Origin of the sequence: Pontibacillus salicampi (genome assembly GCF_042434395.1) — a bacterium.
GTDB lineage: Bacteria > Bacillota > Bacilli > Bacillales > BH030062 > Pontibacillus > Pontibacillus salicampi.
The window spans coordinates 99,191-115,890 of record NZ_JBHLTP010000008.1 but is presented as its reverse complement, the minus strand read 5'-3'; the positions used below and the strand labels follow the sequence as shown (position 1 = coordinate 115,890).

Annotated in this window: 15 protein-coding genes and 1 riboswitch; of the genes, 3 read left to right on the top strand and 12 right to left on the bottom strand. The window is 42.3% G+C overall.

All coding sequences use genetic code 11. The features are described 5' to 3' along the window. Window positions 1–77: 77 nt before the first annotated feature. From ACFFGV_RS10170 to ACFFGV_RS10140, 7 genes are all read right to left on the bottom strand, one after another. The gene (locus ACFFGV_RS10170; protein WP_377347373.1) at window positions 78–1,130 is read right to left on the bottom strand and encodes an anthranilate phosphoribosyltransferase; all 1,053 of its coding nucleotides are present in this window, start codon (window positions 1,128–1,130) and stop codon (window positions 78–80) included. Window positions 1,131–1,290: 160 nt separating this feature from the next. Then, window positions 1,291–2,388 carry an o-succinylbenzoate synthase gene (gene menC, locus ACFFGV_RS10165; protein ID WP_377347371.1) on the bottom strand — a complete coding sequence of 366 codons (1,098 nt, stop codon included), beginning with the start codon at window positions 2,386–2,388 and terminating at the stop codon, window positions 1,291–1,293. Beyond that, window positions 2,388–3,881: an o-succinylbenzoate--CoA ligase gene (locus tag ACFFGV_RS10160; protein ID WP_377347368.1), complete on the bottom strand. Its 1,494-nt coding sequence runs from the start codon at window positions 3,879–3,881 to the stop codon at window positions 2,388–2,390. The genes menC and ACFFGV_RS10160 overlap by 1 nt, the downstream gene beginning before the upstream one ends. 577 nt (window positions 3,882–4,458) lie before the next feature. After that, on the bottom strand, window positions 4,459–5,277 hold the full coding sequence (gene menB / locus ACFFGV_RS10155) for a 1,4-dihydroxy-2-naphthoyl-CoA synthase (protein ID WP_377347366.1): 819 nt from the start codon (window positions 5,275–5,277) through the stop codon (window positions 4,459–4,461). A 24-nt stretch (window positions 5,278–5,301) separates the two neighbouring features. Then, window positions 5,302–6,117 (bottom strand): 2-succinyl-6-hydroxy-2,4-cyclohexadiene-1-carboxylate synthase, encoded by an 816-nt coding sequence (gene menH, locus ACFFGV_RS10150; protein ID WP_377347364.1) that lies wholly within the window; start codon window positions 6,115–6,117, stop codon window positions 5,302–5,304. A gap of 12 nt (window positions 6,118–6,129) precedes the next feature. Beyond that, window positions 6,130–7,866, bottom strand: a complete 1,737-nt coding sequence (menD, locus tag ACFFGV_RS10145) for a 2-succinyl-5-enolpyruvyl-6-hydroxy-3-cyclohexene-1-carboxylic-acid synthase (protein ID WP_377347361.1) — start codon at window positions 7,864–7,866, stop codon at window positions 6,130–6,132. Further along, complete coding sequence (locus ACFFGV_RS10140) at window positions 7,863–9,251, bottom strand: isochorismate synthase (protein WP_377347359.1); 1,389 nt, start codon at window positions 9,249–9,251, stop codon at window positions 7,863–7,865. Before ACFFGV_RS10140 ends, menD begins: the two co-directional genes overlap by 4 nt. Window positions 9,252–9,511: 260 nt before the next feature. Between ACFFGV_RS10140 and ACFFGV_RS10135 the strand changes: the two genes are divergently transcribed. The 3 genes from ACFFGV_RS10135 to ACFFGV_RS10125 all read left to right on the top strand — a co-directional run bounded on the left by ACFFGV_RS10135 (window position 9,512) and on the right by ACFFGV_RS10125 (window position 11,606). Next, window positions 9,512–10,459 (top strand): 1,4-dihydroxy-2-naphthoate polyprenyltransferase, encoded by a 948-nt coding sequence (locus tag ACFFGV_RS10135; protein ID WP_377347357.1) that lies wholly within the window; start codon window positions 9,512–9,514, stop codon window positions 10,457–10,459. A gap of 359 nt (window positions 10,460–10,818) precedes the next feature. Then, entirely contained in the window at window positions 10,819–11,202 is a 384-nt protein-coding gene (locus ACFFGV_RS10130; RefSeq protein WP_377347445.1) for a hotdog fold thioesterase, read from the top strand. 38 nt (window positions 11,203–11,240) lie between these two features. Beyond that, window positions 11,241–11,606 (top strand): TraR/DksA C4-type zinc finger protein, encoded by a 366-nt coding sequence (locus ACFFGV_RS10125; protein WP_377347355.1) that lies wholly within the window; start codon window positions 11,241–11,243, stop codon window positions 11,604–11,606. A 114-nt stretch (window positions 11,607–11,720) separates the two neighbouring features. Here the strand turns inward: ACFFGV_RS10125 and ACFFGV_RS10120 are convergent, their stop codons facing one another. The 5 genes from ACFFGV_RS10120 to ACFFGV_RS10100 all read right to left on the bottom strand — a co-directional run bounded on the left by ACFFGV_RS10120 (window position 11,721) and on the right by ACFFGV_RS10100 (window position 16,549). Continuing rightward, window positions 11,721–12,302 carry an ECF transporter S component gene (locus ACFFGV_RS10120; RefSeq protein ID WP_377347353.1) on the bottom strand — a complete coding sequence of 194 codons (582 nt, stop codon included), beginning with the start codon at window positions 12,300–12,302 and terminating at the stop codon, window positions 11,721–11,723. Between the two features lie 158 nt (window positions 12,303–12,460). Beyond that, a riboswitch (FMN riboswitch) is annotated at window positions 12,461–12,612 on the bottom strand. 82 nt (window positions 12,613–12,694) lie between these two features. Then, window positions 12,695–13,753 (bottom strand): M20/M25/M40 family metallo-hydrolase, encoded by a 1,059-nt coding sequence (locus ACFFGV_RS10115; protein ID WP_377347351.1) that lies wholly within the window; start codon window positions 13,751–13,753, stop codon window positions 12,695–12,697. Between the two features lie 330 nt (window positions 13,754–14,083). Continuing rightward, window positions 14,084–14,443 (bottom strand): SH3 domain-containing protein, encoded by a 360-nt coding sequence (locus tag ACFFGV_RS10110; protein WP_377347349.1) that lies wholly within the window; start codon window positions 14,441–14,443, stop codon window positions 14,084–14,086. A 217-nt stretch (window positions 14,444–14,660) separates the two neighbouring features. After that, window positions 14,661–15,968: a nucleobase:cation symporter-2 family protein gene (locus ACFFGV_RS10105; RefSeq protein ID WP_377347347.1), complete on the bottom strand. Its 1,308-nt coding sequence runs from the start codon at window positions 15,966–15,968 to the stop codon at window positions 14,661–14,663. Then, on the bottom strand, window positions 15,965–16,549 hold the full coding sequence (locus tag ACFFGV_RS10100) for a xanthine phosphoribosyltransferase (RefSeq protein ID WP_377347345.1): 585 nt from the start codon (window positions 16,547–16,549) through the stop codon (window positions 15,965–15,967). Before ACFFGV_RS10100 ends, ACFFGV_RS10105 begins: the two co-directional genes overlap by 4 nt. Window positions 16,550–16,700: the final 151 nt, after the last annotated feature.

Genomic DNA, 16,700 nt, shown 5'->3' with positions numbered 1-16,700 from the left:
CTATGATAGGGTACCCTCTTACTTTTGACTGAGATTACTATGTTCTATCGTCGCTCCTACATAACCTTAGAGATATTTTATATTTCGTCTGTACCACTATGACGAATCCACTTTTTTAATTGCTCATATCCTCGCTTTTCCGCTAACTGCTCCTTAGCAATGGCAATGCCTTCCTCCATGCTCTCAGCGTGGTTAAATAAATAATACCGTAAACCGGCATTCCATAGAACCTGATTGTAATAATACGTATAGGGCTCCTCTTGATGGCCTTGGAGTAATGCCTCGATAATGTCACATTGCTCCTCCACTGATAATTTTCTATCCTTATCAAATGCTTCACAAAGGAGACCATAATCCTTAGGCTTGACCACCCAGTCTTCTACCTTATCTTCCGTTAACTTAAATACAAAACTATTCCGATGGACTGGCAGATCTTCCGAACCCTCTACTCCTTGAACGATATATACCTTATCATACGACAATCCTGAAAATAATGGTGTTATTTTGTTAATAGCTGTCCGGTGATAGGCCCCCATCATTAAGGATGACGCATTTCCTAGATTCAGAAGCTTCTCTGCTGTATTCAGCATCGTACGGACATGCAGCTGCTCTCGCAGCTCCCTAAGTCTGTGTAAGGGTGGGCAAAAGCGTTCAGTCCAAGAAAATCCAACCTGAAGCTGCTCAATAGAGGAAGCAATTTGTTGGTCCGTTTGGTCAACTGGAATACCAAGTGCAGCTACTACTTCTTTGATAGTTGTTCCATACTTTGGAGGAAGAGAATCACTGCTATGCATATGAACAGGAATACCTCTCTCCGCCAACAAAAGGGAGACAGGAATAGTCGCAAGGAAGGATTTTCTTCCGTTGTATGGTCCGGCCACATCTAGCATAGTGCTTCTAACACTTTCTTTTATGTCAATTGGCATACTGGATTGCTGTAATTCATGTACTAAGGCTAACATTTCATCAGCTGATTCTGTCTTCATCCGTTGTGCGATAAAGTACCCAGCCGTTTGGGCGTCTGTCGCTTCCCCAGATAAAATGGATGCTGCCGCTTCTCTCGTTTCGTCATAGGAAAGATCTTTAGAACCACGTTTACCTCTAGCAACCTCTTTCAACCATTGCTTCATTCGCTCACACTCCTATCCATCTCTGTTTGATACTTTATTTTTTCATACTATTCGATAAAAAGTCCAGAACTAATACTAAATAATTCCGATATTTTTAATTGGTATTAATGAATTTTTATTCAGCACAAAAAAAGCCTGCACCTTCAATCGCAGACTTTTGCTATATAATATAGGAATATATATCAGTAGACCGTTGCTGGAGGTATTGCTTATTAACATTATGGCCAATCCCTGATTCAGTCGGGACAGTGACCTTCCCCTGTCGCATCTCTACTTCCGGAGTAATAACATCCTGATGCCAGTATCGTTTGGAAGCAGATATATCTCCAGGGATGGTGAAATGATCAAGACTTGCAAGGGCAATATTATGAGCTCTTGATACACCGGTCTCCAGCATTCCTCCACACCATACAGGAATGCGATGAGAAGCACATAGCTTATAAATGAGCATTGCCTCAGAAATCCCACCCACGCGGCCGATTTTCACATTAATAATGCGACAGCTGTTTAGAGCTATTGCTTGCCTGACATCATGGTAGCTCGTAATACTTTCGTCCAGACAAATCGGTGTTTCCATTTTACTTTGTAAACGGGCATGGAGATAAAAGTCACCCGCAGGGAAAGGCTGTTCAATCATCATCAACCCAAGATCATCCAACCCTTGCAAATGCTCCAGCTCTTCTTCTCCATAAGCACCATTCCCATCAAACATCAGCTGATGAACGGGAACATATTCCATTGCCTGATGAATCCTTTCTCGCTCTTTGCCCTTTTCTACCTTCAATTTAAAGCGCTGGTACCCCTCATGCTTATACTGTTGAAGTAAGCTGATATCGTCTTGTAATCCCAATACGACACCAACTTCTATAGCCTCTCTCTTTCCCCCAATGAGGGAAGCAAGGGGAAGCTGCTGTTGTTTAGCGTATAAATCCCAATAGGCCATATCTAATGACGCTTTAGCCATTTGATTTTGCTGAAATACAGATAGAATATCCTTAATATCAGATGGGTGACGTACCGGGTTTGCAGATAATAAAGGAAGGAAGTGTTCCTGTAGCATTGTCCAGGAGGTTTCGACCGTCTCTCCTGTATAAAAGGGTGTAGAAAATGCGACACCTTCTCCCCAGCCACTCCTGCCCTCCATATCCATTACCTCCACCAATATCCCCTCCCGTTTTTTTACAGTTCCCGCATGGGTTTGGAAAGGATGAACGAGTTCCAATTCGTAACGGTAAAGTTGTATGGAAGAGACTTTCATTAAGATTCCTCCTTTTTCTTCAGCCAATCTGCAAGCACTCTTCGCTTCACTTTGTTTGAAGCTGTTCTAGGTAATGCTTTCACAAAATAAAAGTGTTTAGGAATCTTATATTTTGCCAGTTTATCTTGTAGGTAGACTTGGATGTCATCGATGGATAAGTAATCCTCTTCAGCAACAATAAAGGCCACAGGAACCTGTCCCCACCGTTCATCCAGCTTCCCAACTACACCAGCTTCAATTATATCTTTATGTCCTTGTAAGGCTCCTTCAATTTCCGCAGGGTAGATGTTCTCTCCTCCAGAAATAATTAAATCTTTGCGACGATCTACGACATACACGAAGCCTTCTTCATCAACGTACCCTAAATCTCCTGTGTAAAGCCACCCGTCTGTTGTTATGCTCTTCTCATTAGCCTCCGGTCTTTCAAAATAACCTTCTGTCACCATAGGTCCTTTTACAACAATCTCTCCCACCTCGTTAGGAGGCTGCTTTTGATTGTTGTCTTCGATTTTTATTTGGGCAGGGAAAAGAGGCTTACCAGCTGACCCAAGCTTATGAAGAGCGTCAGCAGCACTAAGTGTAACAATTTGTGAGGCTGTTTCTGTCATTCCAAATGTCTGAATAACAGGAACGTTTTTGGCATGTGCTTCCTCTAACAAAGGTTTAGGAGCAGGCCCACCACCAAGCAGCATACACCGGAATGCTTGAGGATACCCCTCAGAAGGAGGCAGAAGCTGTAATAATTTGTTCAGCATTACAGAAACCACAGATACCATCGTTACCCCTTTTTCCATGATGGCCTCATGTACGTGCTCAGGATCAAACGATTCATATAAATGAACCGGCATACCATATATTACACTTTTAAACAAAATGGACATCCCTCCAACATGGAACAATGGCAAGGAGGCAAGCCACTCATCCTCTTCCGACAAGCCTAAATTTAGAGCTGAGCTAACAGCGCTCCACCAATGGTTCCCATAGGAAAGCATGACCCCTTTAGGATTGCCGGTGGTACCAGAAGTGTACAAAATAGAATGAAGATGGCTCAAATTTATTTCTTCCACTCTGTTGAAGGGTGTCTCCTCCAGACTATGAATGGTAGACATGGCATAGCCAGCTAAAGATCCTTCTTCTTCTATGGAACCTAAAAACTCCTGACTAGACTGCTCGTATAATATATAGCTGCACTTAGCATCCTTAATTTGAAAAGATATTTCGTCCCTAGTAAGCCTGGTATTTAGAAATACGCCAACCGCTCCTATGTAGGACAAAGCGTGAATCAGCCTAACCAAATCTAAAGAGTTATGGGCATAAACTGCAACATGATGCCCTTGTTGAATTCCAATCGTCGATAGCTGCTGTGCAAAAATGAAGGACTGCCGCTGAAGTTGTTGGAAAGTAACCGCCTGATCCTTAAAGTAAACAGCTACTTTATCCGGAGTCAGGTGGGCTCGTTTATCTAACCAATGAGGAATAGTGTGTGTTGTCATCACGTATTCTCCTTTCCCATAATCTTCTCCTAGTATAGACCACCAATAAGCAACAAAACCCTTGCAAAGCTGTGCAAGGGTTTAAATGTTTTATTTTTGATTTTCATTCTTAAAGCGGGGCTCTTCCGCTTTGCTTGATCCAGCTCCAGATCCCAGCGACTAGTGGCCTTCTGTCCTCTCCTTGCGATAAGTCAACATCGATTCGCTTCGCTCTTCGTGGTTCCTTTATCTCATTCGAGGCCATCCAGCCCATACGTCGCTAAACGGCTCTTCCGCTTTGCTTGATCTAGCTTCAGATCCCAGCGACTAGTGGCCTTCTGTCCTCTCTTTGCGATAAGTCAACATCGATTCGCTTCGCTCTTCGTGGTTCCTTTATCTCATTCGAGGCCATCCAGCCCATACGTCGCTAAACGGGCTCTTCCGCTTTGCTTGATCCAGCTTCAGATCCCAGCGACTAGTGGCCTTCTGTCCTCTCCTTGCGATAAGTCAACATCGATTCGCTTCGCTCTTCGTGGTTCCTTTATCTCATTCGAGACCATCCAGCCCATACGTCGCTAAACGGGCTCTTCCGCTTTGCTTATGGGAATCTCGGGAATTGTTTGAAGTCTGGTTTGCGTTTTTCTTTGAAGGCGTCTCTTCCTTCTTTTGCTTCTTCTGTAGTGTAGTACAATAGAGTTGCGTCTCCACCCATTTGCTGAAGTCCTGCAAGGCCGTCTGTATCTGCATTGAAGGAAGCCTTTAGGAAACGCAGTGCCGTTGGAGATTTATCAAGCATTTCCTGGCACCATTGTACTGTTTCAGCTTCTAATTGGTCTAGCGGTACTACTGTGTTGACAAGACCCATTTCTTCCGCTTCCTGGGCATTGTATTGACGACATAAGTACCAGATTTCACGGGCTTTCTTATGGCCTACGATTCTTGCTAATAGACCTGCGCCGTATCCTGCATCAAAGCTGCCAACCTTTGGTCCGGTTTGGCCAAAAATAGCATTGTCAGCTGCGATGGTTAAATCACACACTACGTGCAATACGTGTCCTCCGCCAATAGCATAGCCGGACACCATTGCTACTACTGGTTTAGGAATTACACGGATAAGACGTTGTAAATCCAATACGTTTAAACGTGGAACTTCATCTTCTCCTACGTATCCACCATGGCCGCGTACTTTCTGATCGCCTCCAGCACAAAAAGCATCGTCTCCTGCACCAGCAAGTATAATTGCACCAATCTTAGAATCATCACGCGCATATGTAAATGCATCGATTAATTCCTTTACGGTTTGCGGACGGAAGGCATTACGAACTTCCGGACGATTAATAGTAATTTTTGCGATGCCGTCATATGTCTGATAAAGGACATCTTCATAATGACGTTCATTTATCCATTCTACTGTCATAAGTAAATCCTCCTCACAATTTTGTTAAGCGCTTTCACCAGGTTCCATTCCTAAAATGAAATCATCTACTATTTTACCAAAAAATCGCGTTTGTTCCACATGAATTGCATGACCAGCTTGTTTTATTTCGACATGCCTTGCATTTTGGAATTGATTTTCCATCTTCTTAGCGATTGATGTGAACTTTTCATCCTTTTCTCCCGTAATGAGCAATACAGGTTGCTCAAAGGTTGAAAGGCGATCCCACCATGAGGGCTGAATCCCTGTTCCCATCCCTCTTAATGAAGCAGCCAAGCCCTTAGCAGAGTGCTGTACACGTTCTTTACGAATGACATGTTGCGTATTATAAGGAAGATCCTGCTGCGTGGAAAACATGGGAAGTGTTTCCCAATAATCAACAAAAGCCTCCACCCCTTTTGCTTCAATTTGTTCCGCTAAGCTTTCATCTTTTGTTTGCCGGGCAAGCTGTTCTTGTACTGTTCCAAGCCCTGGACTGGCACTCTCTAGCGTGAGACTGGCAACTCTCTCTGGGAAGATCATTGCAAACGATAGTGCTGTTCTCCCCCCCATGGAATAACCGAGCAGATGAACCTCATCTAATTGTAGATAATCGAGCAGGGTGGCAATATCCTTACAGACCGATTCCATTGTAAAATCCAAATCCCCTTCTGTCCTTCCATGTCCCGGCATATCTATTGCGACGCAATGTAGGGAAGGGTGGCTGGACATGAAATCGCTCCACGTGGAATGTGCGCCAGTGAATCCATGCAATAATAAAACAGGAGGACCATCCCCGGATTGAGTTACGTAATACGTTGTGTCATTTATATTTATATACATGGTACTGTCCTCCTAGAGCTGAAGTAATGCCTGCTTAATTTTGCTCCATTTGCCTCGATGCCAATCTGCGTTATCTTGACGATTAGTAATCACTTCTATTACCTGTAAACCACTATTCTCTGCAGTTATATTTAGACTTTCTTGGAATTCATCCCAGCTACTAGCACGATAAAAAGTACCTCCATACATTTCAGTCACCTTTTGGAAATCTAACTGTAATGGTGTACCAAAAAGAGTTTCAAAATGGTCTGGACTAGATGCTTGTGGTAAAAAGGAAAAGATTCCTCCCCCTTCATTATTTACAACTATTACCCGTAAGTTAATGCCATATTGCTTGGCCATTAATAAGCCGTTTACATCATGGTAAAAAGAAATATCCCCTACTATTAAGGTTACTTCTTTACCGTGTGCGGCTGTGCCTAATGCACTGGAAATGACACCATCGATCCCGTTTGCTCCACGATTGGCATATACTTCAATTGGCTTTGGCGTTGTAAAGAAAAATGTGTCCAAATCTCGGACAGGCATGCTATTCCCAATAAAAACAGCATGAGAGGCTTGAATACTATCCATTACATTAGTGATAACATGACCTTCTGAAATAGGTTCAACGTAGGAATCTTCTAAAAGGCATGCCTTTGCCATACGATTAGCTTCTCTCCATTTGTCCAGCCAGGCTTTGTCAAACATCCATGTACCAACTTCCTCTACCCAATGGTGACAGAACGATGTACCATCGGCATACACGAAGAAAGATTGGGTATGGGTTGGTTCTCTATGCCCTTCAAAATCCTCAAAGACAAATTGGGTAATCTCTGGGTGTTCATGGAGCATTAACGTAAACGGCTTAGAGACCGGCATCGCACCGAAACGAAGGATAAAATCGGGTTTAAATTTCTGTCTCATCTCTTCGCTTTTCAAAATGGCATCGTAGCTTTCAATGACATGATCTTTTTCATGATAACCTGCTCTAACCTGAGACAATGGGTCAGCAAATACCGGCAGTTGAAGGTGCTTGGCTAGATCAGTAACAGCCTCCGCCAATTCTGGATCCATTTGTGGACCACACACAATAACTCCTTTACTGTGTGATGCTATCTTCTCCTTTATGAACTGAATTTGTTCCAGCTTCAGGGTTCTTTTACCCGAAAGGACAGGACGATGCTGGACATTTCTCTCCTCTCCCCATACGTCTGACAAAGTAAAATCAGGCACGAGAGGAGAACGAAAAGGGAAATTCAAATGAACAGGACCTGGGTTAGAATCTTGAGCAGTAGACAACGCTCGAGAGCCCATGCTTCTTACATATTGCAGCATAGTTTGATGGTCCTCTGGCAGCGCCATTTCCTGAAACCATTTCACATATTTATCAAACATATTGATTTGATCTATAGCCTGGGGTGAACCAACATCCCTCAGTTCATGAGGTCTATCGGCCGTTAACACCACTAAAGGAATTCGACTGTAAAAAGCCTCGACAATAGCCGGATAATAATTTGCTGCTGCCGTACCAGAAGTACAAACAATAGCAACAGGCCTACGTTGTTCTCTTGCCATCCCAAGTGCAAAGAAAGCTGCGGAACGTTCATCCATATGAATCCAATGCTTTATCTTTGGATGCTCTGCAAAGGTCATCGCTAATGGTGTAGAACGAGAACCAGGAGAGATAACGACATCCGTCATCTCTCCCTGAGCAAGCTCATCTATAAAATTTGCTACATATCTTGTCAGTTGTTCTGTATGACTCATAGATATCCCCCTAATGCGTTAAGCATCGGCAAAAATTTAATCGCAGTTTCTTCGTATTCCACCTCTGGCTGTGATTCCTCCACAACTCCGCAACCAGCAAATAAGGTTGCCTGATTACGGTGTATCAAAGCCGAACGAATAGCAACCGCAAATTCCCCATTGTCCCTTGCGTCAAACCACCCTACAGGAGAAGCATACCAACCTCGATGAAAAGGCTCTTCATTTCGAATAAACTCTAATGATTCCTTCACTGGGTAACCGCCAAGAGCTGGGGTTGGGTGAAGTCTTTTCACTACATCAAGTATGGAGTAATTCTCTCTCAACTTACCCTGAACGGGAGTGTATAAATGCTGTAAATTACGAAGAGGATAGAGAACGGGTTCAGTAGGTACCTTCACTTCATCACTGCATGCCTCTATCGCCTCTCGAATCATTTGCACAACGAAGTCATGCTCTTGTAGATTCTTTTCATCCGTCAGCAGGCTAGTTCCTAGTCTTTCATCCTCTTCCTTCGTCCCGCCTCTCGGAATTGTACCTGCTAAACAGGTAGATAGGAGCTGACGATCCTCTACTTTCACCAAACGCTCCGGTGTAGCTCCCACAAAGCATGATTCCCCTCGTTCAAAGGCAAATATATAACTTTGATGCTGCTGCTTTTCCAGGATCGACAATAAGGATGTTACATGTAAGTCATTCGAAAACGTTGCAATCAATTCTCTTGCAAGCACGACCTTCCCAAGCGTTCCTTGCTTAATCTCTTCGGTAGCTTTTTGGACAATGTGCTTCCATTCCTCTGGCGCTACCTCCTCCTGCTGCACTAGATAAGGAGTCGCCTCTGGAGCTAAAGCATGCTCTAGTAACTCAGAACAGGTTTCAGCAAGACTTTCTAGCTTAAATTCAACTGAGGTACCAGGCTCTACTATAGTATTGATGGTAATATAGTATTCCCCTTTATATTTAGTCAGTAAAAAGGTTGGAACCATCATGGAACTGTTTGGGAAGTCACCCCACGTAGCGGACGGGCTTTTCAACGGATCAAAAGCGAACCCGCCAAACGCTACAGGTCCTGTCCCTGAAACAGAATAAGGATTATCTACCGCGGCAGCTTGCAGCAGCTTACGCCATGATTCCTCCGTCACCTGAAAGCCCTCCTGCTCTGAATCAACAGAAACCGCTTGTCCCACCCCCACTAGTGTAAGAGTGCGATCGTGATTAGACCAGTAAAACCTTTCCCCCTGATGTGAACGACCCGCCTGATGAAATGCCAGCGGATCAACAGGGTCTATATGGGTAGTGATGCTCATTAATGTGGTGGTTTCTATTGGTTGTACATTACGAAATGACTTATATAATTGCTCGTATAATACTGAAGTAGTATGAAACAAAATCTCGCCCTCCAATCAACAGGGACTATCATTCTTAAATAATATGACCATTTCATTATATCGAAAAATAATCGTTTGTTCATAATTTCCCATTCTTATTGTATGCTGTTTCGTGATATTCCTCAAGATATGCCTACATTTCCCTCCAATATCGTAGAAACTTTCGATTGTTGCTTCAAGCAATTGACAGGCTAAACCTGTTTGCCTAAACTAAAGTATGGGCAATTAGTGAAGTTCTGACCCCCAAGGGAGAGACAAAAATGCAGAGCATAAAGAAAGATGAAATACGATCAGCATTGAACGAACGAAAAGGCTGGCAAGTATGGTGGAGGCTTTTACGTCCACACACGCTAACAGCTGCTTTTGTTCCTGTATTTGTTGGTACCGCCTTGGCCAGTTTAGAGGAATCTGTAAATGTTATGCTATTTTTAGCAATGCTGTTGGCATCCATTTTAATACAGGCAGCGACGAACATGTTCAATGAATATTATGACTTTGTTCGTGGCTTAGATACAGAAGAATCCATTGGAATAGGTGGTGCAATTGTTCGTGATGGAATTCACCCGAACAAAATTTTATATTTAGCCTTAAGCTTTTTCGGAATAGCGATACTGCTCGGCGTGTATATTTGTATTGCTACAAGCTGGTGGATTGCTGCAATCGGAGCTATTTCCATGGCCTTTGGGTATTTCTACACCGGCGGTCCTTACCCAATTGCATATACACCCTTTGGAGAAATAGTGTCTGGATTTTTCATGGGAACTGTCATTATTGGTATTAGCTATTATATCCAAACTCTTTCTATTACAGGTACAGTAATTCTGGTTTCCATCCCTGTAGCATTATTAATTGGAGCCATTCTGTTAGCTAACAACATTCGCGACCTAGAGGGCGACAAAGAAAACGGTCGAAAAACAATGGCCATTTTATTAGGCCATGATCGTGCTGTTATTTTTCTATCCGTTCTGTTCAGCTCGGCTTTTGGAACCGTCATCCTGCTTATCCTATTTAGTATATTACCAATATGGTCCTTAATCGTTGGGCTCAGCGCACCAAAAGCAATCAAAGCAGTTAACGGATTTGCAGATAACGAATCACCTATCAAAATGTTACCGGCTATGAAATTCACAGCACAAACCAATACTATTTTCGGTTTTTTATTAGGTATTTCGTTATTGCTTCAATTAATTATACCCTTTTCTCTATGAGGACAAGCATTGGAATACTTATTTGAGTATCCTAATAATAAGAAGAAACAAAAGCTCCCATCCACCTTTAAGGATTGGGAGCTTTTTTTGGAGCGTTGGGCTCATTCTTTCTACATGTTTTGTGTTCCATTACATAAAGGTAAAACTCACATAGCCACTTCCTTTCGCTTCACTTAAGCATGGATTGACGTAGACCTCCACCCTATAGCTATTAGTATATTTTCAGAGAAACTCTTTCGAAGGCAAATGTATAGTTGTAGGGAGGATTTACAGAGATAATACTGGAATACATTACATAGCCAAGAGGTTTGGCATTTTATGTGTGTGGAATAAGATAGAAAGGAAGATGAACAATGGAAATGGATTATAAAAACTCAATGCTGGGAGCTTTAGGGATAGAAGAGGTCTCCATGAAAAAGGAAAAAGTGGTGCTATCCATGCCAGTCGATCATCGCACCCATCAGCCATTAGGCTATTTACATGGGGGAGCAAGCGTCGCTCTCGCCGAGACGGCTGCAAGCATTGGCTCTTTCCTGCATGTCAATGCAGAGGAGAACAAGGTGTTTGGCATCGAAATAAATGCCAACCATATCCGTAGCAAACGCAATGGTACAGTTTACGCGGTGGCTGAGCCTGTGCATGTGGGTAAAAGCACACTAGTCTGGCAAATACAGATTGTGGATGAAGAGGACGAATTAATCTGTACATCCAGGTGTACTGTTGGAGTTGTGCCTAGAAAATAAAGCTCCCCACTATCACTACTTAGAAAGGGGCTTTGAATATGTTATCAGATAAACAAATTGCAACTTTAAAGCAAAGATTACAGGAAATGAAAACAAGTGTGGAGAAAGAGCTGCACAATCATAAAGGATACGAGAATGGTGAAGGGTACCCTGAAAACTCCGTTGGAGAATTATCAGATGTAGATAACCACCCTGGCGATTTAGGAACAGAAAAATTTGAAAGGGATAAGGATTATACGCTAAATGAGCATGCACAAGGTCAATTAGCAGAAATTAATGCTGCCTTCCGTCGAATTGAAAATGGTACGTATGGATATTCCGAACATTCTGGAAAACCAATTCCATATGAACGTTTAGAAGCTATGCCAACTGCAAGGTACCTTGTGGAAGAACAAGAAGATTAACAAAACCCTTAACCAGACTGCATTTACAGCCAATTTAAGCGCACCATACCCTGACTCTAGAAGAAATAATAAAAGCAGCTGCGACATCGCAGCTGCTTTTATTATTTATATTCTCTACGTAACATTTACACGTTTTTGATCAAACCATGGTTTGAGCTTCATAAAGAGCGGCACAAATAACAAACCGATCATAAGCCCTTTTACAACATTAAACGGAATAATACCTGCAGTAATATATACAAGCTTCGATCCCTCTAGTTCAAAGCCCATCAACCAAGAGTAAGCTGGTAAGACAATGAAGTAATTAAGGAAAGACATTCCTATTGCCATAATAACCGTTCCGGTAACTAATCCGGAAACCATACTCTTAACACTATTATAGCGATGATATAGTACGGAAACTGGCAGAATGAATAGCAGGCCTGCAAAGAAATTTGCAAAGGCTCCAATCGGGTCGCCGCTTCCTAATGCGAAGTGGAGAAGGTTCTTAATCCCTTCTACCACAATCCCTGCAACGGGTGAGAATAATAAAGCCGCAAACAGTGCGGGAATATCACTGAAATCCACCTTTAGAAACGCAGGTATAAATGGCAATGGAAAATCTAGTAGCATTAATAATACAGAAATAGTACTCATCAAGGATAGTGTGATGAGTTTTAATAGCTTTGATGAGCGCCCTTTGCTTGGTTGCATCATCGATCTCCTCCTTCATCTTTTATAGCCGATTCACATCCCAGATGAAGGTGAGCGTTTCCTAATCCATAAACATCAAAAACCCCTCAAGTATTAATAAAACACTTCAGGGGTAAAAAAGACATTAGGAAATAGAGGTATAGACATACCTATTTTTCGCTCAGCATCTTCTCCCATCCAGACTGTAACTGTCGGTCCTGGTCTCTCACCAGGTCCACCGCTTGGCCTATTCGGCCTCCCGGGTCACGGACTTAGAACACCAAGTGGGCTCCTTACCGTCGGTCGGGAATTTCACCCTGCCCCGAAGATGGAATCGTATTTAATTGACTACAATTCTCATTATAATAAAAAAGTTATCATTTGAACAGCAAAAAGTTTTGAATTAAAGGTAACCTCTACTCGTCTAAAGGATTAAGGCTTTCTTTTCCGGTCATATTTTCAATCATGGAAACTAGTAATTGTATCTCTTCTTCTATATCTTGCATACTAGCCGTTTCAACTGGTGAATGCATATAGCGTAACGGTAATGAAACTAAGCTAATCGGTACTCCTCGTCCAGTTAAACGCATTTTATCTGCATCTGTACCAGTCATACGAGGAGTCAATTCGTATTGCACCTTCATATCCAAAGAGCGTGCTGCTTTTTCTAATAGTTGGTTAATTTTACGGTTAATAGGAGCTCCTTTAGCTAACACTGGTCCTTTCTCTAACCGGACATCTCCATATTTTCGAGTATTCACATTTGGATAATCCGTTGCAAACGTAACATCAACAGCAATAGCCATGGTTGGATTTAGACCCGCCGCTGCAAAATAGGCTCCTCCCATGTTAGTCTCCTCATTGACAGTGCTTGCTGCATATACTCCGACCTGAATATCCTTCTCTGATAGTCTGCGTAGGACTTCAGCTACGATAAATGCTCCCGTTCGATTATCAAGCCCTCGACCAGATATGTAGCGATCCATTAATATTTCTGGTTCTCTCTTATAAACAGCAAGGTCCCCAATTTGAACATACTTCTCCACTTCTTCCTTTGACTGAGCTCCACAGTCAATGAATACATCTTCTAAGTCGAAATCTCCTTTTAATCCACCATGGTGTTGAGCATTAACCCCTACTACACCTGTGAGATTTCCCCCATGGCCTAATATGGTCACCTTCATCCCGACAGCTGCTTTAGGATTAATACCTCCCATCTTATCAATGTAAAGGAAGCCATTATCATCTATTCGATTGACGACAAGTGCAATCTCATCTGAATGTCCTGCAAGTAAAATGGTGAAATCAGCCTCCGGGTTTAGTACACCAATTACATTACCTGCGTTATCAGTTCTAATTTCATCAGCAAACGGCTTCACATAATTCATCCACTTCTTCTGTATGTTCATTTCCATGCTTGATGGACTAGCGGTATGTAGCAATTCAAACAAAAAATCCTGTTGGCTCTTTTCCATCCTCATCAGCCTCCTTAGCTATTTGCACCTATCATACCAATATCCATCCCTAATGACCATCATCCTATACCAACCCCACCTCCAGCAGTTTCTATTTACATTTTAAATAGCCAGTATACTGAATCATTAAGAGAGTTTCGAAGTCCGTTCACACCAATATAGCAAAAGTATGGCTCAAAAAATGCGAAACTTCCTCGAAACATAAGATGAGACGAGGTCATAGGGAATAAGGGAACTTTATACTAATCCCTAACACCATTCATTTCCAGATAGAATGTAAAAAGCAACACACAGTGTAGTCCCTGTATGTTGCTTAAGCATTTGTATGGTCTATTCCCTGCTTGGCTCGAGGTGGTCTTTTGGAAGCCAGCCTTTTTCATTGGAAGGAATCAGCTTGCCCCAAACCCACCCGTTCAGCTCTTCAATGATTTGAAATTTATCCCCAGATTGAACGTTCAATTCTTTTGCAATATAGTCTCTCATGATGATACCTTTTTCATCGTGATATTTATAAATAACCTGTTCAGGAACCCATCCTTTTTGTTCAGAATCTTCCTTCACACAATAGACCCATCGTTCATACCCTTCTGGACCGCTTAAGCGATCAGTAAAGGTTACGTAATCACCCTTCTGTAGTTGAATTGGGTTGGGATCATTACTTACATGCTCTTTAATGACCTCATATATCATAATCGTTTCCCCTTTACACTGTCATATAAAATAAGTCACACAATACGTTGAACTGTACCTATTGTAACGGATAAACAAAAAAGGTTGGGGAATCTCAACATTTCTTTAGAAAATTGTAATAAAGTTTACCAACTCACATAGTCCGGATCTTTACCCATTCCTTAACATAAAGGGGTACCATGAACAGCGAGTATCAAAAACATGTCCTTTTACTTCATTATGAAGCTATATCCTCTGTTGTTTTGACATTTTCTTTTCTAGAACGGAGCGAGGTTGTTTTTAAGAAAAGATTCAAAAAGAAGGCTGTAAAACTTCCTGCAACAATACCGTTATCTGTAAGAATTTGAATTTGAGAAGGCAGCTTATTAAATAAATCAGGTGCTACGGTAACACCAAGACCCATCCCGACGGAACAAGCAATAATAAGAAGGTTTTCCTGGTCCTGAAGGTTTACCTTTCCTAACATTTTAATACCATATGCGATAACCATCCCAAACATTGGAATCATGGCTCCACCTAATACAGGCTCTGGTATGAGTGTAGTAATAGCTCCTATTTTTGGAATCAACCCGATGCTGATTAACATTCCGCCAGCAATAAAGATTACATTCCGTTTTCTAACCCCGGATAACTGGACGAGTCCGACATTCTGGGAATAGGTTGTATAAGGAAAGGCATTCATTAAACCGCCAAAAAATATCGCGATTCCTTCTGCACGGTAGCCTTTCGCTATGTCTTTTTCATCTAATTCACGCTCACAAATATCTCCAAGTGCGAAATATACTCCAGTTGACTCTACTAAGCTGACAATAGCTACTAGAATCATCGTAATGATGGGGGCAAGCTCAAAGGTCGGTGTCCCGAAATAAAAGGGCTTTGGAAAATGAAACCAAGCTGTTTCCCATAACGGAGCAAAGTCCACCATTCCCATAAAGGCGGCGACCACTGTACCTCCAACGAGTCCAATTAAGATAGAAACTGCTCGCACAAAGCCTGCAAAAAGTTTCTGCAGGACGATAATGGCACTAAGAACACCTCCAGCTAGCAGTAGGTTTCGAATGGCCCCATAATTCTCGCTCTCAGCTCCTCCTGCAATATTATCCATGGCTACAGGAATAAGTGTTATCCCAATAATCATTACAACAGACCCTGTTACAACCGGAGGAAAGTATTTAACTAGTTTTCCGAAGAGTGGTGCGCTCACAACAATAAACAACCCAGTACATATGACAGCTCCATATATAGCGGTAATCCCATAGGAGGACCCAATTGAAATCATTGGTGCGACTGCTGTAAAGGTGCACCCTAACACGACAGGCAGCCCAATGCCAAAGAAACGGTTGCTCATTGCCTGTAGAATAGTTGCTACTCCGCACATCAATAAATCAATGGAGACAAGATACGTTAGCTCCTCTCCACTCAAGCCAAGCTCAGCGCCGACAATCAGCGGAACAATAACAGCACCCGCATACATAGCTAATACATGTTGTAGTCCGATGGCACCTAATGAAAAGAACTGCTTCATGCTTTTACCTCCTCTTCAAAAAACACTTCCCCTTCCTCTAGAGCTGTTATTTTAGCTAAGGACTCCACCATTACTCCTTGTTCCCTAAGCTTTCTACCACCATCCTGAAATACTTTCTCTATTACAGCTCCAATGCCGGCTACCTCAGCCCCAGCTTGGCGACAAATGTCTAATAAGCCTAGTGCAGCTTGTCCATTTGCCAGGAAATCATCAATAATAAGCACGACGTCAGTCTGTTGAAGATACTCAGCTGATACAGAAATAGTACTGCTTTCTTGTTTGGTAAAAGAGTACACTTCAGCGCTCAGCAGCCCATTTTGTAAGGTTAACGATGTCTTCTTCCTACCAAATAGAACAGGTACACCTAATACCAACCCTGTCATCACTGCTGGTGCTATACCCGAAGATTCCAGGGTCAGAATTTTAGTAATCCTCTTGCCGTGAAACGCCTTGGCAAATGCATCTCCTATTTGCTTCATAAACTTAGGATCCACCTGATGATTCATAAAGGAATCCACTTTTAACACTTGGCTGTCTAATGCTTTACCTTCTGCTTTTATTTTCTCTTCTACTAGCTTCATGCTGGTTTAGCCTCCTTTGAATAGCATAAAACGGGTGCTATATGAGTACATTAACTGGAAAATGGATTAGGAAGTTAGATATGTCACAAACATAAAAAAGCTCCATGAACAGCACGAGTATCGCACTGTTCATGGAGCCTTCTTGAATAAT